This is a genomic window from Isoptericola halotolerans (assembly GCF_045689585.1).
GTDB classification, from domain to species: domain Bacteria; phylum Actinomycetota; class Actinomycetes; order Actinomycetales; family Cellulomonadaceae; genus Isoptericola; species Isoptericola halotolerans_B.
Genome location: NZ_CP140108.1, coordinates 3,554,237 through 3,575,562, shown reverse-complemented (window position 1 = coordinate 3,575,562; position 21,326 = coordinate 3,554,237). Strand labels below are relative to the sequence as shown.

The following is a 21,326-nucleotide window of genomic DNA, read 5'->3' as shown; positions in this document are numbered from 1 at the left end:
GCCGTGAGCAGTCACGTTAGACTGACAGGGACCGGGCCACGCGCCCAGTACTCGGCACGCTCGCGCCCCACCCCGCCCCCGTCGGCGGGACCGGTGCGTAGCTGTGTCGGGTGCCGGGCCCGTGACCTGCGGTCGGACCTCCTGCGGCTCGTGATCGCGGTGGCCGACGGCGCACCTGCGGGCGAGCCCCAGGTGGTCGTGGACCCCCGTGGGAACCTGCCGGGGCGAGGAGCCTGGATCCATCCGGACCTCGCCTGCCTGGATCTCGCCGTCCGACGGCGGGCCGTGCCGCGCGCACTGCGTGTCGCCGGCCCGCTCGACCTGGCGGGCGTCCGGGCATATCTGGAGCAGCAGGACCGTTGAACCCCCTGGGCGGCACCGTCGGTGCCGCCCACGACACGACCGGACGTCCTCGTCCGGCCGCACCACGCGTACATCGACAAGGAAGCGGGTCAGAAGCCGATGGGCACCCGATGAGTCCCCAGCGATGAGTACTCGGTACTAACGACGGTCCTGCCTGTCTCGGTGGGGCCGAGACAGGAGAGATGTGGCGAAGATCCGCGTCCACGAGCTCGCGAAGCAGCTCGGAGTGGAAAGCAAGACCCTGATGGCCGAGCTGAAGGCGTCAGGAGAGTTCGTCCGCTCGGCGTCCTCTACCCTCGAGGCGCCGGTGGAGCGCACGATGCGCAGCAAGTTCCAGGGCGCCGGCGGCGAGCAGGGCGCGAAGAGCGCCCAGCCCACGCCGAAGAAGCCGGGAGCGCCCAAGCCGGGTGCGCGGAACGCACCGGCCAAGCCGGCACCGGCCGAGCCCGCGTCCCCGCCGGCCCCGACGCCGGACGCCGCTCCGCAGCAGGAGTCGGCGCCCGCGGCGGAGGCGCCCCGGCCGGACGCCGCCCCGCGGCAGGAGTCGGCGCCCGCCGCCGAGACCCCCCAGCCGGACGCCGCTCCCAAGCCGGGTGCGGCGCCGAAGCCGGGTGCGGCGCCGAAGCCGGGTGCGGCCCCCAAGCCGGGTGCGGCCCCGAAGCCCGGTGCTGCGCCCAAGCCCGGCAAGTCCGGGGGGCAGCAGCGCTCCGGCGGTCGCGGCGGCTCGCCGCGTCCGGGCAACAACCCGTACGCCTCGCAGCAGGGTATGCAGCGCTCGGGCGGCGGCCCTCGTCCGGGAAACAACCCGTACGCCTCTCAGCAGGGCATGCAGCGTCCGCAGCGTGGCGAGGGTGCCCCGGCCCAGGGCGAGCGCCCCGGTGGTCCGCGTCCGGGCGGTCCGCGTCCGGCAGCGCCGCGTCCGGGTGGTCCGCGTCCCAACCCGGGCATGATGCCGGGCAAGACCAGCATGCCGCGTCCGGGCGAGCGCCCGGCGGCCGGTGGTCGCGGCGGCGGCGGTCGTGGTCGTGGCGGCCAGGGCGGCGGTCCCGGTGGTCCCGGTGGCGCTCCCGGTGGCGGCGGTCGCGGTGGTTTCCGCCCCGGCGGCGGCGGCGGTTTCCGCGGCCGCGGCGGCGCGGGTCGTGGTAGCACCCAGGGTGCGTTCGGTCGCGCCGGTGGTCGTCCCGTCCGCGGGCGCAAGTCGAAGCGGGCGAAGCGCCAGGAGTTCGAGCAGATGCAGGCGCCGTCGCTCGGCGGTGTCAGCGTCCCCCGCGGCAACGGCAGCACCACGGTGCGCCTGCGCCACGGAGCCTCGCTCAACGACTTCGCGGACAAGATCGACGCGAACCCGGCCTCGCTCGTCACGGTGCTGATGCACCTCGGCGAGATGGCCACGGCCACGCAGTCGCTCGACGAGGACACGTTCGCCACGCTGGGCGTCGAGCTCGGCTACCGGATCGAGATGGTCTCCGCCGAGGAGGAGGACCGCGAGCTGCTCGGGTCCTTCGACATCGACCTCGAGGCGGAGGAGGCCGGCGAGGACGACGAGGACCTGATGCCTCGTCCGCCGGTCGTGACCGTCATGGGTCACGTCGACCACGGTAAGACCAAGCTGCTCGACGCGATCCGGTCCACGGACGTCGTCGCCGGCGAGGCCGGCGGGATCACCCAGCACATCGGTGCGTACCAGGTGCACACCGAGCACGAGGGTGCCGACCGTGCCGTCACGTTCATCGACACCCCGGGTCACGAGGCGTTCACCGCCATGCGTGCCCGTGGTGCCAAGGTCACGGACATCGCGATCCTCGTGGTGGCCGCGGACGACGGCGTGATGCCCCAGACGATCGAGGCGCTGAACCACGCCCAGGCGGCCGACGTGCCGATCGTGGTCGCGGTGAACAAGGTGGACAAGGAGGGCGCGAACCCGGACAAGATCCGCCAGCAGCTCACCGAGTACAACCTGGTCGCCGAGGAGTACGGCGGCGAGACCATGTTCGTCGACGTCTCCGCGCTGCAGCGCCAGGGCATCGACAACCTGCTCGAGGCCGTGCTGCTCACGGCGGACGCCGCGCTGGACCTGCGGGCCAACCCGGAGAAGGACGCCCGTGGTGTGGCGATCGAGGCGCACCTGGACAAGGGCCGCGGTTCCGTGGCCACGGTGCTCGTGCAGTCCGGCACGCTGAACGTCGGCGACGCGATCGTCGCCGGGACGGCGCACGGCCGCGTGCGGGCGATGTTCGACGAGCACGGCGAGTCCGTCCGGCAGGCAGGCCCGGCACGTCCGGTCCTGGTGCTGGGTCTGGCGTCCGTGCCGGGTGCCGGTGACACCTTCCTGGTGGCACCGGACGAGCGCACGGCCCGTCAGATCGCCGAGAAGCGGGAGGCCGCCGAGCGTGCCGCCCTCCTGGCGAAGCGCCGCAAGCGCATCAGCCTCGAGGACTTCACCAAGGCGCTCGAGCAGGGCAAGGTCGAAACTCTCAACCTGGTCCTCAAGGGCGACGTCTCCGGTGCCGTCGAGGCGCTCGAGGACGCGCTGCTCAAGATCGACGTGGGCGACGAGGTGGACCTGCGGGTCATCCACCGCGGCGTCGGCGACATCACGCAGAACGACGTGAACCTGGCCACGGTCGACAACGCCGTGATCATCGGGTTCAACGTCCGTTACGGCGAGCGTGTCGAGGACCTGGCGGAGCGCGAGGGCGTGGACGTCAAGTTCTACTCGGTCATCTACCAGGCGATCGACGACATCGAGGCGGCCCTCAAGGGCATGCTCAAGCCGGAGTACGAGGAGGCGACCCTCGGTTCCGCCGAGATCCGCCAGGTCTTCCGCTCCTCGAAGTTCGGCAACATCGCCGGTTCGATCGTCCGGTCCGGCACCATCCGACGGAACTCCAAGGCGCGCGTGCTGCGCGACGGCAAGGTCGTCGGGGACAACCTCACGGTGGAGTCGCTGCGGCGCGAGAAGGACGACGTCACGGAGGTCCGCGAGGGCTTCGAGTGCGGTATCGGTCTCGGGTCCTACAACGACGTCACCGAGGGTGACATCATCGAGACCTTCGAGATGCGCGAGATCCCGCGCGACTGAGGTCGACATCGCCGACGGCGTCCTGCTCGTCCCGCTGACCCCAGCGGTGGCGAGCGGGGCGCCGTCGGCGTCAGGAGAGGGAGCACGGATGAGTGAGAACCCACGGGCCCGCAAGCTGGCGGACCGCATCAAGGAGATCGTCGCGCAGCTGCTCGACACCCGGATCAAGGACCCGCGCCTCGGGTTCGTCACGATCACCGACGTCCGTGTCACGGGCGACCTGCAGCAGGCGTCGGTGTTCTACACGGTCTACGGCAGCGAGGAGGAGCACGTCGGCACGGCTGCGGCGCTGGAGAGCGCGAAGGGCATGATCCGCTCGGAGGTCGGCAAGCAGACCCAGATGCGGCTGACCCCGACCGTCGAGTTCCACCTGGACTCGGTGCCGGAGACGGCGGCGCACCTCGACGCCGCCCTCCTCGAGGCCCGGCGGCGCGATGCCGAGCTGGCGGCGTTGCGCGAGGGCAAGCAGCCCGCCGGCGACGCGGACCCGTACCGCACCGACGACGAGTGACACCGGCAGACCGGTCGGGCGCGGGGGAGCAGCGGACCGCGCGACCCCCGCGCCGGCCGACCGCGCCGGACGGTCTCCTCGTGGTCGACAAGCCCGCGGGCCTGACCAGCCACGACGTCGTCGCGCGCTGCCGCCGGCTGGCAGGGACCCGCAAGGTCGGCCACGCCGGCACGCTGGACCCCATGGCGACCGGTGTCCTCGTCGTCGGCGTGGGCCGGGCGACCCGTCTGCTGACCTACGTCGTCGGTGCGGACAAGGCGTACGACGCCACGATCCGGCTGGGCGTCGGCACGACGACGGACGACGCCGAGGGTGCGGTCACGACGACACCCGGTGTCGGGGCCGGCGTGGAGCGCACGGCCCTCGACCGGGAGGTGGCGGTCCTGACGGGGGAGATCCAGCAGGTGCCCACGACCGTCAGTGCGATCAAGGTGGACGGTCGTCGCGCGTACGACCGTGCCCGCGCGGGCGAGGACGTCGAGCTGGCAGCCCGGCGCGTCACGGTCAGCAGCTTCGAGGTGCTCGCGACCCGTCCCGGGACGGCGGACGACGGCACGCCCGTGCTGGACCTCGACGCCCGGGTGGTCGTCTCGTCGGGGACGTACGTCCGCGCGCTCGCGCGCGACCTCGGCACGGCTCTCGGGACCGCGGGCCACCTGACCGCGTTGCGACGCACGCGCGTCGGCGGGTACGAGCTGGCCGGGGCCCGGACGCTCGAGGCGATGGAGGCCCAGGCGGACGGGGACGGCGTGCTGGCCACGACGCCGCTCGCCGACGCGGCCCGGGCGACCTTCACGGTGCGCGAGCTCACCGAGGCAGAGGCGCGCGCGCTCGGCTACGGGCAGTGGGTGGCGCCGTCGGGCAGCGGCGGGACCGTGGCCGGGATCGGGCCGGACGGTGCGCTCGTCGCGCTCCTGGAGGACACGTCGCGGCGGGGTGAGCGGCTGGCCAAGCCGGTCCTCGTGCTCGCGCCGGCCGGGTGAGGAGACCTCCGGGCCGCGCCCGGGAGGCGTACCTCACGGTGCGCCGCGAGGTCGCCGGCGGTGCCGCCGGCCCGACCCGGACTATCCTGGTCCGTCGGTGCCGGTGACGGTGCCGTCCCGACGAGCGAGGAGCACGAGCGGCGTGCAGGTGTTCACGGACCTGGAGCAGGTCCCCGACGGCTTCGGCCCGTCCGCCGTGACGATCGGCAACTTCGACGGCGTGCACCGCGGGCACCAGGCGGTGCTCGGCCGGCTGGTGCGACTGGCCCGGGCCGATGCCCTCGCGGCCGTCGCCGTGACGTTCGACCCCCACCCCGCGGTGGTGCACCGCCCCGAGTCCGCGCCCGAGCAGCTGACGGGGCCGGCCGACCGGCTGGACCTGATGGCCGCCACGGGCCTGGACGCCGTCCTCGTGATCCCGTACTCGCTGGAGTTCGCCCGCCAGAGTCCCGAGGAGTTCGTCACGCGCTACCTCACGCAGGCGCTCGGGGCGCGCAGCGTCGTGGTCGGCCACGACGTCCGGTTCGGCCGCGACAACTCCGGCACGCTCGCGACGATGGTCCGGCTCGGCGGCGAGCACGGGTTCGAGGTCGTGGCGATCGACGACGTCGGGGAGTGCCTGGCGGTGTCGGCCGGTGCGCGGCAGCGCTGGTCGAGCTCGGCGGCGCGCGCGCTCCTGGCCGAGGGTGACGTCGCCCAGGCCGCCGACGTCCTGGGCCGGACCCACCGGGTGCGCGGCACCGTCGTCCACGGTGACGCGCGCGGCCGCGAGCTCGGCTTCCCGACGGCGAACCTCGGGGGGATCGCCGGCATGGTGCCCGCCGACGGCGTGTACGCGGGCTGGCTGCGCCGTCCTGCCCTGGCCGCACGGGAGCCGGGGCACCCCGACCTCCGGCTGCCCGCCGCGATCTCGATCGGGACCAACCCGACCTTCGACGGCGTCGCACGCCGTGTCGAGGCCTACGTGCTCGACCGCACGGACCTCGACCTGTACGACGAGGAGGTCGTGCTCGAGCTCGTCGAGCACCTGCGTCCCACGTTGCGCTTCGACGGGATCGATCCCCTGGTGCGTCAGATGCGCGACGACGTCGACCGCACCCGCGCGATCCTCGCCTGAGCGGCGGCGGCCGCGGCGGTGCCGGGTGAGGAGCGTCTCGCAGGCTCGGACGGGTGCGCTGGTAGCATGGCGGTGCCGTAGTTCGGCCGCGGATCCAGAGCGCCCGGTGAAGAAGTCCCGGAGCACCGCGCAACGACACCAGAAGGAGAGCCATGCCGCTCGACGCTGCCACCAAGCAGTCCATCATCACCGAGTACGCGACTCACGAGGGCGACACCGGCTCGCCGGAGGTGCAGATCGCGCTGCTGACGCAGCGCATCAACGACCTGAACGAGCACCTCAAGGAGCACAAGCACGACCACCACTCGCGTCGTGGCCTGCTGCTGCTCGTCGGCCAGCGCCGTCGCCTGCAGGGCTACCTGCAGAAGGTCGACATCGTGCGCTACCGCGCGCTCATCGAGCGCCTCGGTCTGCGCCGCTGACGTCACCGGCCGGCCCGGCCCCCTCGCAGGGGCCGGGCTGGTCTGATGTGATGTCCTGGTAACACCCACACCATCGCGCCGCCGGACCGTCGTCCGGTCCTCGGTAGTGGCCCCCCGAACCGCCCGGTCCGTCCGGTGCGCGGCTCCGTGGGCCTCGATCGAAGACCGTCGTGCGGGGGAGCGGCGCCTTCGAGAATCAGGAGGGCACCCGTGGAGGGTCCCGAGATCCAGTTCGCCGAGGCCGTGATCGACAACGGTCGGTTCGGCACCCGTACCATCCGCTTCGAGACCGGCCGTCTGGCCCGTCAGGCCGCCGGCTCCGTCGCGGCCTACCTCGACGGCGACACCATGCTGCTGTCGACCACCGCCGTCGGCAAGCACCCCAAGGACCAGTTCGACTTCTTCCCGCTGACGGTGGACGTCGAGGAGCGGATGTACGCCGCGGGACGCATCCCCGGCTCGTTCTTCCGTCGCGAGGGCCGCCCCTCGACCGAGGCGATCCTCACCTGCCGCCTCACGGACCGCCCGCTGCGCCCGCTGTTCGTCAAGGGCCTGCGCAACGAGGTCCAGATCGTCATCACGGTCATGGCCCAGCACCCCGACGACGCCTACGACGTCCTGGCGATGAACGCCGCGTCCGCGTCGACGCAGATCTCCGGCCTGCCGTTCTCCGGCCCGGCCGGCGCGGTGCGCATCGCGCTCGTCGACGGCCAGTGGGTCGCGTTCCCGAAGCACTCCGACAAGGAGCGCGCGGTCTTCGAGATGGTCGTCGCGGGCCGCAAGGTCACCGCCGCCGACGGCTCCGCCGACGTCGCGATCGCGATGATCGAGGCCGAGGCCACCGACGACGCGTGGAACCTCATCGCGTCCGAGGGCGCGACGGCTCCCACGGAGCAGGTCGTGGCCGAGGGCATCGAGGCGGCCAAGCCGTTCATCGCCGCGCTCTGCGACGCCCAGGCGTCGCTGGCGCAGCAGTCGGCCAAGGAGGTGCGGGAGTTCCCGCTGTTCCCGGACTACGCCGACGACGCGTACGCGGCCGTGGAGTCCGCGGTGTCCGCGACCGCCACCGAGGCGCTGGCGATCGCCGACAAGCAGGAGCGCGAGAACCGCCTGGACGCGATCAAGACCGAGCTGCTCGACCAGCTCGGCGCCCAGTTCGAGGGCCGTGAGAAGGAGCTGTCCGCCGCGTACCGCTCGCTGCAGAAGCAGCTCGTGCGCCAGCGCGTCCTCACCGAGGGCGTGCGCATCGACGGCCGGGGGCTCGCGGACATCCGCACCCTGTCCGCCGAGGTCGAGGTGCTCCCGCGCGTGCACGGTTCGGCGCTGTTCGAGCGCGGCGAGACGCAGATCCTGGGTGTCACCACGCTGAACATGCTGCGCATGGAGCAGCAGATCGACTCGCTCGGGCCGGTCACGCGCAAGCGCTACATGCACAACTACAACTTCCCGCCGTACTCGACGGGCGAGACGGGCCGCGTCGGCAGCCCGAAGCGCCGCGAGATCGGCCACGGGGCGCTCGCCGAGCGTGCCCTGGTGCCGGTCCTGCCGAGCCGCGAGGAGTTCCCCTACGCGATCCGCCAGGTCTCCGAGGCGCTCGGCTCCAACGGGTCGACGTCGATGGGTTCGGTCTGCGCCTCGACGCTGTCGCTGCTCAACGCCGGTGTGCCCCTCAAGGCCCCGGTCGCGGGCATCGCGATGGGTCTGGTCTCGGACACGGTCGACGGGGACACCCGCTACGCCGCGATGACCGACATCCTGGGCGCCGAGGACGCGTTCGGCGACATGGACTTCAAGGTCGCCGGCACCCGTGAGTTCGTCACGGCGATCCAGCTCGACACCAAGCTCGACGGCATCCCCGCCTCGGTGCTGACGGCCGCGCTCGGTCAGGCGCGCGACGCCCGCCTGACGATCCTCGACGTGCTCGCCGAGGCGATCGACACCCCGGACGAGATGTCGGTGAACGCCCCGCGCGTCATCGCGGTGAAGGTCCCCGTGGACAAGATCGGCGAGGTCATCGGACCCAAGGGCAAGATGATCAACCAGATCCAGGAGGAGACCGGCGCCGACATCTCCATCGAGGACGACGGCACCGTCTACATCGGCGCGACGGACGGCCCGTCCGCCGAGGCCGCGCGCGCGGCGATCAACGCGATCGCCAACCCGCACGTGCCGGAGGTCGGCGAGCGCTTCGTCGGCACGGTCGTCAAGACGACGTCGTTCGGTGCGTTCATCTCGCTCTCCCCGGGCAAGGACGGGCTGCTGCACATCAGCCAGCTCCGCAAGCTCGTGGGCGGCAAGCGGGTCGAGAACGTCGACGACGTGCTCTCCATCGGGCAGAAGATCCAGGTCGAGATCGGTGAGATCGACCCGCGGGGCAAGCTCTCGCTCGTCGCGGTCACCGAGGACGAGGAGTCGGCCGAGACCGCCGACGCAGGCTCCGAGCAGGCCGAGCAGCCGAGCGAGGCCTGATCGACCGCATGAGCCAGCACCTCCCGCTCGTCGGAGCGGGCCAGCCGGGTGCCGAGCTGACCGCCGGGCAGGACGGTGCGACGATCCGTCGCAGCGTCCTGCCCGGCGGTGTGCGTGTGCTCACCGAGCACATGCCCGGCCTGCGCTCCGCCACCGTCGGGGCGTGGGTCGGTGTCGGCTCCCGGGACGAGACCGACGGCCACCACGGCTCCACGCACTTCCTGGAGCACCTGCTCTTCAAGGGCACGCGCACCCGCTCGGCGCTCGACATCGCCGAGGCGTTCGACGCCGTCGGCGGCGAGGCCAACGCCGCCACCGGCAAGGAGCACACCTGCTACTACGCGCGGGTGCTCGACGAGGACGTCCCGATGGCGATCGAGGTGATCGCCGACATGGTGACCTCGGCGCGCCTGGACGCCGACGAGCTCGAGACCGAACGCGGCGTGATCCTCGAGGAGATCGCCATGACGGACGACGACCCCGGGGAGGTCGTCCACGAGGAGTTCGCCGCCGCGGTGCTCGGGTCGCACCCGCTCGGTCGCCCCATCGGCGGCACCCCCGACACGATCCGCGCCGTCCCGCGCGAGGCGGTGCTGGAGCACTACCGGTGGCACTACCGGCCGGAGACGCTCGTGATCGCGGCGGCCGGGGGCGTGGACCACGACGCGATCGTCCGGCAGGTGGGGGACGCGCTCGTCGCCGGAGGTTGGGACCTCGACCCGTCGGCGGTCCCGCGGGACCGTCGTCCGAGCGCCGCGGAGTCCCACGGCGTCCCGACGGCGGGCGTCGAGCTGAGCGTCCGGCGGCAGGTCGAGCAGGCCAACGTGATCGTCGGTGGGACGGGCCTCAGCGCGTCCGACGACCGCAGGTTCGCCTCGACCGTCCTGCACGCCGTCCTCGGCGGCGGCATGTCGTCCCGGCTGTTCCAGGAGGTCCGCGAGAAGCGCGGCCTGGCGTACGCGACGTACTCCTTCGCCCAGGGCCACGGGGGGCTCGGCCTCTTCGGGCTCTACGCGGGGTGCACCCCGGCGAAGATCGACCAGGTGACCGCCCTGATGGTCGCCGAGCTCGAGCGGCTCGCCACCGACGGCATCACCGGGGCGGAGCTCGATCGCTCGGTGGGCCAGCTCTCGGGAGGGCTGGTGCTCGGCCTGGAGGACTCCGGCTCGCGCATGAGCCGCCTGGGACGCGCGGAGCTGGTGCTCGGCGAGCTCCTGACGGTCGACGAGTCGCTGGAACGTGTTCGTGCCGTCACCGCTGCCGACGTCCGAGAGCTGGCCGCCGACCTCGCGTCGCGGCCCCGCTCGGTCGTGCGCGTCGGCCCCTTCGGAGAGTGAGGTAGTGCCAGTGAGCACCAGCAGCATCATCAGGGTGGCCGTGGTCGGTGCCGCCGGGCGGATGGGCGCCCAGACCTGCGACGCCGTCGAGGCAGCGCAGGGTGTCGAGCTCGTCGCGCGGCTCGACGCCGGCGACGACGTCGCGGCCGGGATCCGGGACGCCGGCGCACAGGTCGCGGTCGACTTCACCGTGCCGGCCGTCACCGAGGACAACGTGCACGCGGCCCTCGACGCCGGTGCCCACGTGGTCGTGGGCACCACCGGCTGGGACGACGCCTCCCGGGGGCGCGTCGTGGAGCACCTCGGACGCCTCAACGCCGGGAGGCCGGACGGCCAGGGGGTGCTCATCGCCCCCAACTTCGGGCTCTCGGCGGTCCTGGCGATGACGTTCGCCGCGAAGGCGGCACGCTACTTCGAGTCGGCCGAGGTCGTCGAGCTGCACCACCCGGACAAGGTCGACGCCCCGTCCGGGACCGCCCGTCACACGGCCGCGGCGATCGCGGCGGCGCGCGCGGAGGCCGGCCTCGCACCGTCCCCGGACGCGACGCAGGACGGCTGGGACGCCCGGGGCGCCGACGTCGACGGCGTGCGGGTGCACGCGGTGCGGTTGCGAGGACTCGTGGCGCACGAGGAGATCCTCTTCGGCAACGAGGGGGAGCAGCTCACGATCCGCCAGGACTCGTTCGACCGGGCCAGCTTCATGCCGGGCGTCCTGCTCGCCGTGCGCGAGGTCGGGTCACGGCCGGGGCTCACGGTGGGCCTCGAGAACGTGCTGGACCTGTCGTGACCGACGGCGCACCCGCCTCGCCCGCCCGGCGGCGGGTGCCCCGCGGACTCGTGGGGGCCCTGGCCGTCACCGCGCTGCTCGTCCTGTACGTGTGGGCCATCGCCGGCCGGGGTGCCGCCATGCTGGCCAGCGGCGAGCCGATGCTCATCGGCATCGGGGTCGCCGTGCTCATCATCCCGCTGCTGGTCCTCGGGCTCGTCGTCCGCGAGTTCTGGCTGGCAGCCCGTGTGCAGAGCATGGCGGACGATCTCGCCGCGGCGGGGGAGCTGCCCGTTGACGACCTGCCCCGGTCGCCGGGAGGCCGGATCGACCGTGCGGCGGCGGACGAGGCGTTCAGCGCGTACCGGGACGCGGCCGACGCGGCACCCGAGGACTGGCGGTCCTGGTACCGCCTGGCGTTCGCCTACGACGCCGCGGGGGACCGGCGTCGGGCTCGTGCGGCCCTGCGCCGGGCCTCGGCGCTGTTCAGACCGCGCGGCTGACGCCGCCCGGCAGGGCGGCCCAGCAGTACAGGGCGTGCCGGACGGCGTGGGCTCGTCCGGCCAGGTCGCCGAGGTCGCGCAGCGCGGCGCCGAGCTCCTGGGCCCCCGTGCCGACGGGACCGGACGGACGCGCCGCACGGGCCGCGACGGCGGCGAGACGATCCGGAGCCGCAGCGGCGAGCTCTGCGGCGACGACGTCCGAGACGGTGACCACCCACGGCCCCTCGGCCCCGCCGCTGAGCAGCCTGCCGTGCCGGGGGTTCTCGGTGATCTCGCCGTAGGAGCGCCCGCAGAGCAGGCCGCCCAGCCTGCCCAGCGTCACGAACGGTTCGACAGACGGCATCCGGACGGTGTCGAACAGTGCTTCGCCGGAGCCACGGGCTGAGCTCGACGGCCCGTCCGGCTGCTGGGCGACGGTCGCCGCCAGGGCGTCCGTCGGCGCAGCGAAGTACTCGGTGACGATCGACCCGGCATCTCCGCCCACGTGGCCCATGGGGTCAGGCTGGCACGCCCGTGCTACGGCGCGGTCACGTGGCGGTTACCGCACCGGGTCGGGGTCCGTGCGGGCCGCGTCGCGCGGGAAGGCGCCGCGTGCCACGAGGACGGCGACGCATGCCACCGCGACGACACCCGCACCCGTCAGGGCCAGCGCCTGCGTGCCCGGCCCAGCCACGAGGGTCGCCCCCAGGGCTGCGCCGAGGCCGATGCCGAGGTTCGAGGTCGCGTTGACGAACGCCCCGGCGACGTCCGCCGTCGCGCCCTGCGTGCGCAACGCCGCCGCCTGGAACGTCGCGGGGATCGCGCCGAACGCCGCGAGCCACACGCCGCCGGCGACGAGGACGCCCGCGGGGTGGGGCAGGGCGAGGGCGAGGACCGCCAACGCGACGACGATCGTGGCCATGGCGGTGATCGTCAGGGCGCGGGGCGTGCGGTCCAGGTAGCGGGCCGCGGCCCACAGCCCGACGAGACCCAGGGCCCCGAAGAGCAGGAGCACCGGACCGACCGCGGCCTCGGACAGCCCGGCCGCCAGGAGCAGCACCGAGATGTAGGTGTAGACGGCGTAGTGCCCGCCGAACAGCACTGTGTTGGTGCCGACCACGACCCCGAGCCGCCGGCGTCCCTGGCGGGCGGCCGAACGGTCGCGTGCCGGCGGCGGGTCGACGGCCACGGCGGGCAGCAGCCGGGCCACCAGCAGCGCCGTCAGGGCGCAGACGCCACCGAGCAGGGCGAACGACCACCGCCAGCCGACGGCGGCACCCAGGGACGTCGACAGGGGCACCCCCAGGACGAACCCCATGGTCCCGCCCGCGGTGACGAGCGTCAGCGCACGGCCGGTGTGGAGCGGCCCCACGAGGCGGGCGGCGTACGCGATCGACACCGAGAAGAAGACGGCGTGACCGATCCCGCCGAGGGTGCGCCCGGCGGCCATGACGGCGTACGACGGTGCCACCGCGACGAGCAGGTTGCCGGCCGCGTAGGTCGCGAGCGTGACGAGGAGCAGGGGTTTGCGGGGGAACCGTTGCGTGACCAGGGTGAGCGGCACGGCGCAGGCCGCGACGACGAGGGCGTAGACGGTGACGAGCAGGCCGGCGGTCGACTCCGGGACACCGACACCGCGGGCCAGCTGCGGCAGGAGGCCGACGGGCAGCACCTCGGTGGTGATGGCGACGAAGTTCGCGACCGCGAGGACCGCGATCCCTCCGGCCGCGTCGCGCACGGTGCGGGTGGTGGGGGTTGACGGTGGCACCGCCTCATCCTGCCATCCGGCGGCGTGCCCACCGTCCGTCGTGGGCCCGTCGTGCACGGGGGTGGCCACGCTCGTAGCATGACCGCAGGTCAGCAGTCGACGAGAGGACCACGCATGGCAACCGACGACGTGGACGCCACCGACGACGCCGCTGTCGGCGCGTTCCGCAACCCGTTCCGGCGGGTCTGGTGGCTGCCCGTCGTGCGGGGGGTCGCCCTCGTGGTGCTCGGCCTGCTGCTGATGATCGAGCCCCTGGGCGAGCTGGAGGTGCTGCGGCTGCTCGTCGGCGCGTTCCTGGTGCTCGACGCCGTGCTGGTCGTGGTCCAGTGGTTCGTGCACCGCCGGCAGGTGGGCTCGGCCTGGTGGCTCGCACAGGCTGGCGTCAACGTCCTCTTCGGCGTCGCCGTGGCGTTCTGGCCGGACCTGGAGCCGACGCCGCTCTACTACGTCCTCGCCAGCTGGGCGATCGTGCTCGGGATCGTCGCGGTCGTCGGCGGCGCCGCCCTGGCGCGCAACCGCGACCTCGGCTGGCCGTGGATGATCACTTTCGGCATCACGGCGGGGCTGTTCGGCCTGCTGCTGGTCACGCGTCCGCTCGACTCCCTGGACGTGCTGCGGCTCGTGACGATCGTCTTCGCGCTGTTCGCGTTCGTCGCCGGCTCGATCCACCTGGTGTCCGGGTTCGCCGTCCGCTCGGTCTCCCGTGAGCTGTGGGGGCTGCGCGAGCAGGCGGAGAGGATGGGCGTCGTGGTCACGGGCGGTTCGGTGCTGGGCTCGGCGAACCCGCAGGCGGCGCCCGCGGCGGCGGCCGGACCGACGGTGCGTCCCGCCGATGCTCCGGGTACGGCGTCGCCGCCTGGCGCCGCGGGGGGCCCGCCGTCGGTCTCGACCCCGGTGGACGACCCGGCCGCAGGTGGCGCGCCGGAGCGCGAGGGCGGGCCGGGGAGCGAGGGGACCGACGAGGTCAGATGACGGCCGACCAGCGGCGCTCGACGACGTCTCGTGCGCCGGTGGCGAGCGCCCGCTCGACACCGTCGGGGCCGAGACCGGACGAGGACAGGAAGCGCTCGCGACCCTCGTCACCGTCGAGCACCCAGGTGACCACCTCCGTCGCGCCGTCGGTGCGCAGCCGGTCGACGGCGGCGGCCAGCAGCCGGGAGCCGTGCCCGGCGAGCCGGTGGTCCGGCGCGACCTCGAGAGCCATCACCTGACCGGGGCCGACAGCGGCGAAGCCGACGACCCGCGGGCCGTCGAGCGCGACGAGCACCGCGAAGCCCGGACCGGGCGGGCGGACGATCGCGTCCGTCCACCGCACCTGCATCCGCGGCACGTCGAGGGCGTCGACGGCGCCACCGAGCGTCTCGGCGTGCGTGGAGCGCCAGGCGTCGACCTGGACCCGGGTCACCGCCTCCTCGTCGCCGGGGACGGCCGGGCGGACGGAGACGTCGGCGGTCTCGCGGAACAGTGCCATGGCTCACACCCTAGGTGCTCGTCAGCGGGTCGCGGGACGTCACGGGGGCGTCCCGCGGTGGCCGGACCTGCCCGGCCACCGCAAGACTGAGCACCACGGCGCCGCAGATGACGAGCAGCGCCGAGCGCACCCCGACCTGGTCGGCCAGCAGACCGAGCAACGGTGGTGCGGCGAGCATCGACACCGTCGAGAACGAGGTCGCGACGGCGACGCGGGGCGCGGCGTGGACGGGTTCGTCCGACGCCGCCGAGATGGCGATCGGGTTCGCCAGCGCAGCGCCGCACCCCCACAGGACGACACCGACCCAGGCCAGGGACAGCGTCGGTGCCAGACCGAACAGGAGCAGCCCGGCCAGGCCGGCGAACCCCGAGACGCGCAGGACGGTCACCCGCCCCCACCGGTCGATCAGGCCGGTGCCGGCGAGCCGCACGGCGGTCATCGAGGCCACGAACGTCCCGTAGGCGACGGCGCCGACCGCTTCCCGGGCGGCGAACCCGTCGACGACGGCGAGGGACAGCCACGTCCCGGCCGACCCCTCGGAGAGGGAGGCGGCCAGCAGCACCAGGCCGACGAGCAGCGTGCGGGGCTCGCGCCAGGCAGCCAGCGCGGCGCGCACCCCGCTGCCGCGCCTGGAGGTGGCCCCGTCCGAGGTCGCGCGCCCGTGGGCGGGAGCCAGCATCGTCGACGGCACGACGAGCAGGGCGCGCACGAGGGTGACGACGGCGGTGACCACGACGAGCTGGACGGCGACGTGCGCGCCGGACCAGGCGAAGGCAGCCCCGACGAGCGCGCCCAGGGCGGCTCCGACGGAGAACGCCGCGTGGAAGTGGGGCAGGATGGCCCGCCCGACCGCGCGCTCCACCCCGGCCGCGCTGATGTTGATCGGGATGTTGGTCAGGGCGCCGCACATCCCGTTCACGCACGCCCCCAGCGCGAACAGCGGCACGCTGGCCGTGGCCGTCGCGACGGCGAGCACCCCGAAACCGACGGCGTTGCCCGCCGTGGCCGCGACGAGCGTCCGCCGACTGCCGAAGCGGGCGACGACGGCGCCGGTGACGAGCACCGCCAGCAGCGTGCCGACGCCGCCCACGACAAGGAGCGACCCGAGCTGTCCGGCGCTGAGTCCCAGCTCCGACCGGATCGAGGGCAGCCGGCTCATCCACGACGTGCCCAGCACGCCGAACAGCGAGAACTGCACCAGGAGCGTCCACCGTGCCCGGGTGACCTCCTGCCTCAGCCCCACCCGAGAGCTCGCAGACCGGCTGCCGAGGCCGCCGCGAGCACGACGACCACGATGAACGGGGCGCGCAGCACCAGGGCCACGGCGGCCACCGCGAGCGCGGGGACGCGGGCGTCGACGACGACGGACGCGCCGTCGGCGAAGGTCTGCACGACGACGAGGGAGACGAGCAGCGCGACCGTCACGAGGGTGGAGGTGCGCTGCACCCGCTCGGTGGCCAGCCAGTGCTCGGGGACCCGGTGCCCGGCGAGCTTGAGCCCGAGGCTCGCGAGCGAGGCGACGACGACCGTCACCCAGAGCACGGTGGTGGTCATCGCCCACCCTCCGCGTCGGGCGTCGGCCGTGCAGGTGCCACGAGGCCGACGACGATCGCCGCCGCCGCCGCGGCGAGCACCGGGACGCCCGCCGGCGTCACCGGGACCAGGGCGAGCGTGACGAGCACGGCCAGTCCGGCGACGACCTGGGCACGGCGGTCGGCGAGCCGCGGCCACACCAGCGCGAGGAACGCCGCCCCGGCCGCTGCGTCGAGACCCCAGGCGCGGGGGTCACCGAGCGCGTCGCCGGCGAGCGCACCCACCAGGGTGAACGCGTTCCACAGCACGAAGACCCCGAGCCCTGCCGTCCAGAACCCGGCTCGCACCGCCGCGGGCGTGCGCTGGCCGACCGCCACCGCTATCGACTCGTCGATCGTGACCTGGGCGGCGACGAGCCGGCGCCAGCCGGTCAGGGACAGCAGCGGCGACACGACCGCCCCGTAGAGCATGTTCCGTACGCCGAGCAGCGTCGACGTCGCGATCGCCGCGACCGGTGACCCGCCCGCCGCGACGACGCCGATGAGCGCGAACTGCGAACCTCCGGAGAACAGCAGCAGGCTCAGCGCGGCGGTCTGCGCGACCGAGAGCCCGGCGACGACGGCCAGGGCGCCGAAGGAGATGCCGTACAGGCCGGTCGCGACCGCGACGCTCGCGCCCTGCCGGACGGCGGCGGCGACCTCGGGGGAGGCTCTCGGTGAGAACTGTCGGTCCACGACCCACAGGAAACCACGATCGCCCCCGGGGGCTCACAACGCGACGTACACCGTCTCGAGGTACTCCTCCAGCCCGGCAGCGCCGCCCTCGCGTCCCAGGCCCGACTGCTTGACTCCGCCGAACGGGGCGCTGGTGTCCGAGACCATGCCGCGGTTGACCCCGATCATGCCGGCGTCGATCTCGTGGGCCGCCCGCATCGCCAGGTCGAGGTCCCGGGTGTAGGCGTAGGCGGCGAGCCCGTACTCGGTGCCGTTGGCCAGCGCGAACGCCTCGTCGGCGTCGTCGAAGGCCACCACGGGGGCGACGGGGCCGAAGACCTCCTCGGTGACGCAGCGCGCGTCGGCGGGCGTGCCCGCGAGCACGGTGGGGGAGTAGAAGTAGCCCCTGCCATCGGGCCGCGACCCGCCGACGAGCGCACGTGCGCCGCGACGGGTGGCGTCGGCGACGAGCTCGTCGACCTTGTCGACGGCGCTCGCGCCGATCAGGGGGCCGACGTCGTGGCCCTCGGCCCCCGGGCCGAGGGACAGCGTGGCGAACCGCGCGGCGAGCCGCTCGGCGAACTCCTGCGCGAGCGACCCGTGCACGAGGAAGCGGTTGGCCGCGACGCACGACTGCCCGCCGTTGCGGAGCTTGGCGACCATCGCGCCCTCGACGGCGGCGTCGAGGTCGGCGTCGGCGAACACCACGAACGGGGCGTTGCCACCCAGCTCCATCGAGCAGTTGAGCACCTGCTCGGCGGCCTGGCCCAGCAGCACGCGCCCCACTCCCGTCGAGCCGGTGAAGGAGAGCTTGCGCAGACGACCGTCGGCGATCACCGGTCCCGTCACGGTCTTCGCCGAGGACGTCGGCACGACGTTGACCACACCGGTCGGCAGGTCGCGCGCGGCCAGCTCGGCGCGCAGGATCTCCGCGACGGCCATCGTCGTCAGCGGGGTGAGCTGGGCGGGCTTGATCACCACGGGACAGCCGGCGGCCAGCGCGGGGCCGATCTTGCGCGTGGCCATCGCGATGGGGAAGTTCCAGGGTGTGACGAGCAGCGCCGGACCGACGGGCCGGCGGTGCACGAGCTGGCGGTTGGCCCCGGCCGGGGCGGTGCGCATCAGGCCCGGCGCCCGCACCGCCTCCTCGGCGAACCAGCGGAAGAACTCCGCCCCGTAGGCGACCTCGGCCCGGGACTCGGCGAGCGGCTTGCCGCCTTCGGCCGTGATGAGGGCGGCCAGCTCGTCGGTGCGCTCGACGATCGCCTCGAAGCACGCCCGGAGGAGCTCGGAGCGGTCCCGGGGGGCGACGGCCGCCCAGGCGGGGGCGGCGTCGTGGGCGGCGGCGAGTGCCGCGAGCCCGTCCTCTCCGGTGCCGTCGGCGACGCTGGTGAGCACCTCCTCGGTGGCGGGGTCGATCACCTCGAAGGTGGAGCCGCCGGTCGCCGGACGCCACTCACCGCCGACGAGCACCTGGGTGGGGACGTCGCGGGCGGTGGAGGGAGTCGTCGCAGTCATACCGTCCAGTATGTGTCGGTGCCGTGCCGACGCAACAGCCTCGGCCGACGCCGTGCGCACCCTGGGACGACGTCTCACGACACCGGCCCGGGAAGGGCTGGACGGCGGCGCCCCGAAGCACCCGTAAACGGTACGGTGACCCTATGACGCTGCCCGGTACCCCTGCGCGCCCGTTCGGCGCCGTCCTCACCGCGATGGTCACGCCCATGACGGGCTCGGGGGAGATCGATCTCGATGCCGCGGCGGCGCTCGCCCGCCGCCTGGTCGACGACGGGAACGACGGCCTCGTGCTGTCGGGGACGACGGGCGAGGCGCCGGCCACGCACGCCCCGGAGAAGGCGGCGCTCGTGCGGACCGTCGTCGACGCCGTCGGGGACCGCGCCGCGGTGCTGACCGGGGCCGGCTCGAACGACACCGCGCACGCCGTCCGCATGGCCGAGCAGGCGGCCGAGGCCGGTGCGGACGGCCTCCTGGTCGTCTCGCCGTACTACTCCCGTCCCACCCAGGAAGGGCTCTACCGGCACTTCGCCACCGTCGCGGACGCGACCGAGCTGCCGGTCATGCTGTACGACATCCCGGGTCGGGCCGGCGTGCGGATCGCGCCGGCGACGTACGAGCGCATCGCCGCGCACCCCCGCGTCGTCGCCACCAAGGACGCCACCGGCGACCTCACCGACGTGCCCGCGCTGCGCGCCGCCACCGGGCTGGCCTGGTACTCCGGCGACGACACCCTGCTGCTGCCCTTCCTCGCCCACGGGGCCGCCGGGATCGTCTCCGTCTCCGCGCACCTGGTGGGACGCGCCTTCGCCGAGGTCGTGCGCCGCTTCGACGCCGGCGACCACGCCGGCGCGCTCGAGGTCTTCACCACGACGCTGCCCGTGGTCGCGGCCATCAACGGCGCCGGTGCGCAGGCCGTCATGACCAAGGCCGCGCTCGAGGTGCTCGGCGTCCTCGACAACCGCGAGCTGCGCCTGCCGAACGTCGCCGCCACGGACGACGACGTCGCCGCCGTGCGCGCCGCCCTCGCCGCCAGCGGTGTCCTGGACACCGCCCCCACCCTCCCGTGACGCCCGAAGACCAGGAGGCCCTGTGAGCCACCCGCACCCCGAGCTCCCTCTCCCTCCCGCGCTGCCCGCCGGCGGCCTGCGCATCGTGGCGCTCGGCGGGCTCGGCGAGGTCGGCCGCAACATGGCGGTCCTCGAGTACGACGGTCGGCTGCTCGTCATCGACTGCGGCGTCCTGTTCCCCGAGGACCACCAGCCCGGGGTCGACCTGATCCTGCCGGACTTCGAGTACATCGCGGACCGGATGGACGACATCGAGGCGATCGTGCTGACGCACGGGCACGAGGACCACATCGGTGCGGTGCCGTACCTGCTGCGCCGCCGCCGGGACATCCCGATCTACGGTTCGCAGCTCACGCTCGCGTTCATCGAGGCGAAGCTCAAGGAGCACCGGATCAAGCCGGTGACGCGCGTCGTCGCCGAGAACGACACCGTCCGTCTGGGCGTGTTCGGGCTCGAGTTCGTCGCGGTGAACCACTCCATCCCCGACGCGCTCGCCGTCGCCGTGACCACCGGCGCGGGCACCGTGCTGCACACGGGCGACTTCAAGATGGACCAGCTCCCGCTCGACGGCCGCGTGACCGACCTGCGTGCCTTCGCGCGGCTCGGCGAGCAGGGGGTCGACCTGTTCATGGTCGACTCCACGAACGCCGAGGTCCCGGGCTTCGTGACGAACGAGGTCGAGATCGGGCCGGTCCTCGACAGCGTCTTCGCCCAGGCCGAGAAGCGCATCGTCGTCGCGTCCTTCTCCTCGCACGTGCACCGCGTCCAGCAGGTCCTCAACGCCGCGCACGCGCACGGCCGCAAGGTCGCCCTGGCCGGCCGCTCGATGATCCGCAACATGGGGATCGCGGCCGAGCTCGGCTACCTCGACGTGCCGCCCGGCGTGCTCGTCGACCTCAAGCGCACGGGCGACGTCCCGGACCACGAGCTGGTCTACATGTGCACCGGGTCGCAGGGGGAGCCGATGGCCGCCCTGAGCCGGATGGCGAACGGTGACCACCGCGTCGAGATCGGCCACGGCGACACCGTGATCCTCGCCAGCTCCCTCATCCCGGGCAACGAGAACTCCGTGTTCCGCGTCATCAACGGCCTGACGCGTCTGGGGGCACGCGTCGTGCACTCGGGCAACGCGAAGGTCCACGTCTCGGGGCACGCCAGCGCGGGAGAGCTCCTCTACTGCTACAACATCCTGCGGCCCAAGAACGTCATGCCGGTGCACGGCGAGGTGCGGCACCTCGTGGCGAACGCGGCGCTCGCGGTCCGGACCGGCGTCCCGGCGGACCGGGTCGTGCTCGCGGAGGACGGCGTGGTCGTCGACCTCGTCGACGGCAAGGCCTCTGTCGTCGGTGCGGTGCCCTGCGGTTACGTCTACGTCGACGGTTCGTCGGTGGGCGAGGTCACCGAGAACGAGCTCAAGGACCGTCGCACCCTCGGCGAGGAGGGCTTCGTGTCCGTCTTCGCCGTCGTCGACTCCGCCACCGGCAAGGTGCTCGCGGGCCCGCAGATCCTGGCGCGCGGCATGGCGGAGGACGACGCGGTCTTCGGCGACATCCAGCCCGACGTCGTCAAGGCGCTCGAGGACGCGATCGCCGGCGGCGCCACCGACACCCACCAGCTCCAGCAGGTGATGCGCCGCGTGATCGGCCAGTGGCTCAACCGCCGGCTGCGCCGTCGCCCGATGATCGTCCCCGTCGTCGTGGAGGCATGACCCGGAGCGAGCGTGC

The 21,326-nt window shown here is 73.6% G+C and carries 20 protein-coding genes; 13 read left to right on the top strand and 7 right to left on the bottom strand.

Features of this window, described 5'->3' with window-relative positions; all coding sequences use genetic code 11:
- The first annotated feature begins 150 nt into the window (after positions 1 to 150).
- From UQW22_RS16820 to UQW22_RS16775, 10 genes are all read left to right on the top strand, one after another.
- The gene (locus UQW22_RS16820; protein WP_407318290.1) at positions 151 to 363 is read left to right on the top strand and encodes a YlxR family protein; all 213 of its coding nucleotides are present in this window, start codon (positions 151 to 153) and stop codon (positions 361 to 363) included.
- A 184-nt stretch (positions 364 to 547) separates the two neighbouring features.
- Complete coding sequence (infB, locus tag UQW22_RS16815) at positions 548 to 3,445, top strand: translation initiation factor IF-2 (RefSeq protein WP_407318289.1); 2,898 nt, start codon at positions 548 to 550, stop codon at positions 3,443 to 3,445.
- Between the two features lie 88 nt (positions 3,446 to 3,533).
- Positions 3,534 to 3,956: a 30S ribosome-binding factor RbfA gene (rbfA, locus tag UQW22_RS16810; RefSeq protein ID WP_407318288.1), complete on the top strand. Its 423-nt coding sequence runs from the start codon at positions 3,534 to 3,536 to the stop codon at positions 3,954 to 3,956.
- Positions 3,957 to 4,036: 80 nt separating this feature from the next.
- Positions 4,037 to 4,939, top strand: coding sequence for a tRNA pseudouridine(55) synthase TruB (gene truB / locus UQW22_RS16805; RefSeq protein ID WP_407318286.1), 903 nt, complete (start codon positions 4,037 to 4,039; stop codon positions 4,937 to 4,939).
- A gap of 142 nt (positions 4,940 to 5,081) precedes the next feature.
- Positions 5,082 to 6,056 carry a bifunctional riboflavin kinase/FAD synthetase gene (locus UQW22_RS16800; protein ID WP_407318285.1) on the top strand — a complete coding sequence of 325 codons (975 nt, stop codon included), beginning with the start codon at positions 5,082 to 5,084 and terminating at the stop codon, positions 6,054 to 6,056.
- 152 nt (positions 6,057 to 6,208) lie between these two features.
- Complete coding sequence (gene rpsO, locus UQW22_RS16795; RefSeq protein ID WP_106268080.1) at positions 6,209 to 6,478, top strand: 30S ribosomal protein S15; 270 nt, start codon at positions 6,209 to 6,211, stop codon at positions 6,476 to 6,478.
- A gap of 210 nt (positions 6,479 to 6,688) precedes the next feature.
- Positions 6,689 to 8,947 carry a polyribonucleotide nucleotidyltransferase gene (locus UQW22_RS16790; RefSeq protein WP_407318284.1) on the top strand — a complete coding sequence of 753 codons (2,259 nt, stop codon included), beginning with the start codon at positions 6,689 to 6,691 and terminating at the stop codon, positions 8,945 to 8,947.
- Between the two features lie 8 nt (positions 8,948 to 8,955).
- On the top strand, positions 8,956 to 10,284 hold the full coding sequence (locus UQW22_RS16785) for a M16 family metallopeptidase (protein ID WP_407318283.1): 1,329 nt from the start codon (positions 8,956 to 8,958) through the stop codon (positions 10,282 to 10,284).
- 10 nt (positions 10,285 to 10,294) lie between these two features.
- Entirely contained in the window at positions 10,295 to 11,071 is a 777-nt protein-coding gene (dapB, locus tag UQW22_RS16780) for a 4-hydroxy-tetrahydrodipicolinate reductase (protein ID WP_407318282.1), read from the top strand.
- Entirely contained in the window at positions 11,068 to 11,553 is a 486-nt protein-coding gene (locus tag UQW22_RS16775; protein WP_407318281.1) for a tetratricopeptide repeat protein, read from the top strand. Before dapB ends, UQW22_RS16775 begins: the two co-directional genes overlap by 4 nt.
- Here the strand turns inward: UQW22_RS16775 and UQW22_RS16770 are convergent.
- Positions 11,537 to 12,046, bottom strand: coding sequence for a hypothetical protein (locus UQW22_RS16770; RefSeq protein WP_407318280.1), 510 nt, complete (start codon positions 12,044 to 12,046; stop codon positions 11,537 to 11,539). The two genes, UQW22_RS16775 and UQW22_RS16770, sit on opposite strands and share 17 nt — an antisense overlap.
- A gap of 45 nt (positions 12,047 to 12,091) precedes the next feature.
- The gene (locus UQW22_RS16765) at positions 12,092 to 13,369 is read right to left on the bottom strand and encodes an MFS transporter (protein WP_407318278.1); all 1,278 of its coding nucleotides are present in this window, start codon (positions 13,367 to 13,369) and stop codon (positions 12,092 to 12,094) included.
- 45 nt (positions 13,370 to 13,414) lie between these two features.
- Here UQW22_RS16765 and UQW22_RS16760 point away from each other — a divergent pair, with 45 nt between their 5' ends.
- A complete protein-coding gene (locus UQW22_RS16760; RefSeq protein ID WP_407318277.1) occupies positions 13,415 to 14,272 on the top strand; it encodes an HdeD family acid-resistance protein in 858 nt (285 codons plus the stop codon).
- Here UQW22_RS16760 and UQW22_RS16755 read toward each other — a convergent pair.
- From UQW22_RS16755 to UQW22_RS16735, 5 genes are read right to left on the bottom strand one after another with little or no spacing between them, the layout of a single operon-like run.
- Positions 14,265 to 14,771, bottom strand: a complete 507-nt coding sequence (locus tag UQW22_RS16755; protein WP_407318275.1) for a GNAT family N-acetyltransferase — start codon at positions 14,769 to 14,771, stop codon at positions 14,265 to 14,267. The genes UQW22_RS16760 and UQW22_RS16755 overlap by 8 nt on opposite strands.
- Positions 14,772 to 14,781: 10 nt before the next feature.
- Entirely contained in the window at positions 14,782 to 16,014 is a 1,233-nt protein-coding gene (locus tag UQW22_RS16750; protein ID WP_407318274.1) for an MFS transporter, read from the bottom strand.
- A complete protein-coding gene (locus UQW22_RS16745) occupies positions 16,005 to 16,325 on the bottom strand; it encodes an AzlD domain-containing protein (protein ID WP_407318273.1) in 321 nt (106 codons plus the stop codon). The genes UQW22_RS16750 and UQW22_RS16745 overlap by 10 nt, the downstream gene beginning before the upstream one ends.
- Entirely contained in the window at positions 16,322 to 17,038 is a 717-nt protein-coding gene (locus tag UQW22_RS16740; RefSeq protein WP_407318271.1) for an AzlC family ABC transporter permease, read from the bottom strand. Before UQW22_RS16740 ends, UQW22_RS16745 begins: the two co-directional genes overlap by 4 nt.
- A 33-nt stretch (positions 17,039 to 17,071) precedes the next feature.
- Positions 17,072 to 18,535: an NAD-dependent succinate-semialdehyde dehydrogenase gene (locus UQW22_RS16735; RefSeq protein WP_407318270.1), complete on the bottom strand. Its 1,464-nt coding sequence runs from the start codon at positions 18,533 to 18,535 to the stop codon at positions 17,072 to 17,074.
- A gap of 143 nt (positions 18,536 to 18,678) precedes the next feature.
- Here UQW22_RS16735 and dapA point away from each other — a divergent pair, with 143 nt between their 5' ends.
- Complete coding sequence (gene dapA / locus UQW22_RS16730; protein ID WP_407318269.1) at positions 18,679 to 19,602, top strand: 4-hydroxy-tetrahydrodipicolinate synthase; 924 nt, start codon at positions 18,679 to 18,681, stop codon at positions 19,600 to 19,602.
- A 22-nt stretch (positions 19,603 to 19,624) separates the two neighbouring features.
- Positions 19,625 to 21,310, top strand: coding sequence for a ribonuclease J (locus tag UQW22_RS16725; protein ID WP_407318267.1), 1,686 nt, complete (start codon positions 19,625 to 19,627; stop codon positions 21,308 to 21,310).
- Positions 21,311 to 21,326: the final 16 nt, after the last annotated feature.

Coding starts and splice junctions, on each gene's coding strand:
- rbfA (WP_407318288.1), top strand. CDS start 3,534: ATGAGTGAGAACCCACGGGCCCGCAAGCTGGCGGACCGCATCAAGGAG.
- rpsO (WP_106268080.1), top strand. CDS start 6,209: ATGCCGCTCGACGCTGCCACCAAGCAGTCCATCATCACCGAGTACGCG.
- UQW22_RS16785 (WP_407318283.1), top strand. CDS start 8,956: ATGAGCCAGCACCTCCCGCTCGTCGGAGCGGGCCAGCCGGGTGCCGAG.
- UQW22_RS16770 (WP_407318280.1), bottom strand. CDS start 12,046: ATGGGCCACGTGGGCGGAGATGCCGGGTCGATCGTCACCGAGTACTTC.
- UQW22_RS16760 (WP_407318277.1), top strand. CDS start 13,415: ATGGCAACCGACGACGTGGACGCCACCGACGACGCCGCTGTCGGCGCG.
- UQW22_RS16755 (WP_407318275.1), bottom strand. CDS start 14,771: ATGGCACTGTTCCGCGAGACCGCCGACGTCTCCGTCCGCCCGGCCGTC.
- UQW22_RS16745 (WP_407318273.1), bottom strand. CDS start 16,325: ATGACCACCACCGTGCTCTGGGTGACGGTCGTCGTCGCCTCGCTCGCG.
- UQW22_RS16735 (WP_407318270.1), bottom strand. CDS start 18,535: ATGACTGCGACGACTCCCTCCACCGCCCGCGACGTCCCCACCCAGGTG.
- dapA (WP_407318269.1), top strand. CDS start 18,679: ATGACGCTGCCCGGTACCCCTGCGCGCCCGTTCGGCGCCGTCCTCACC.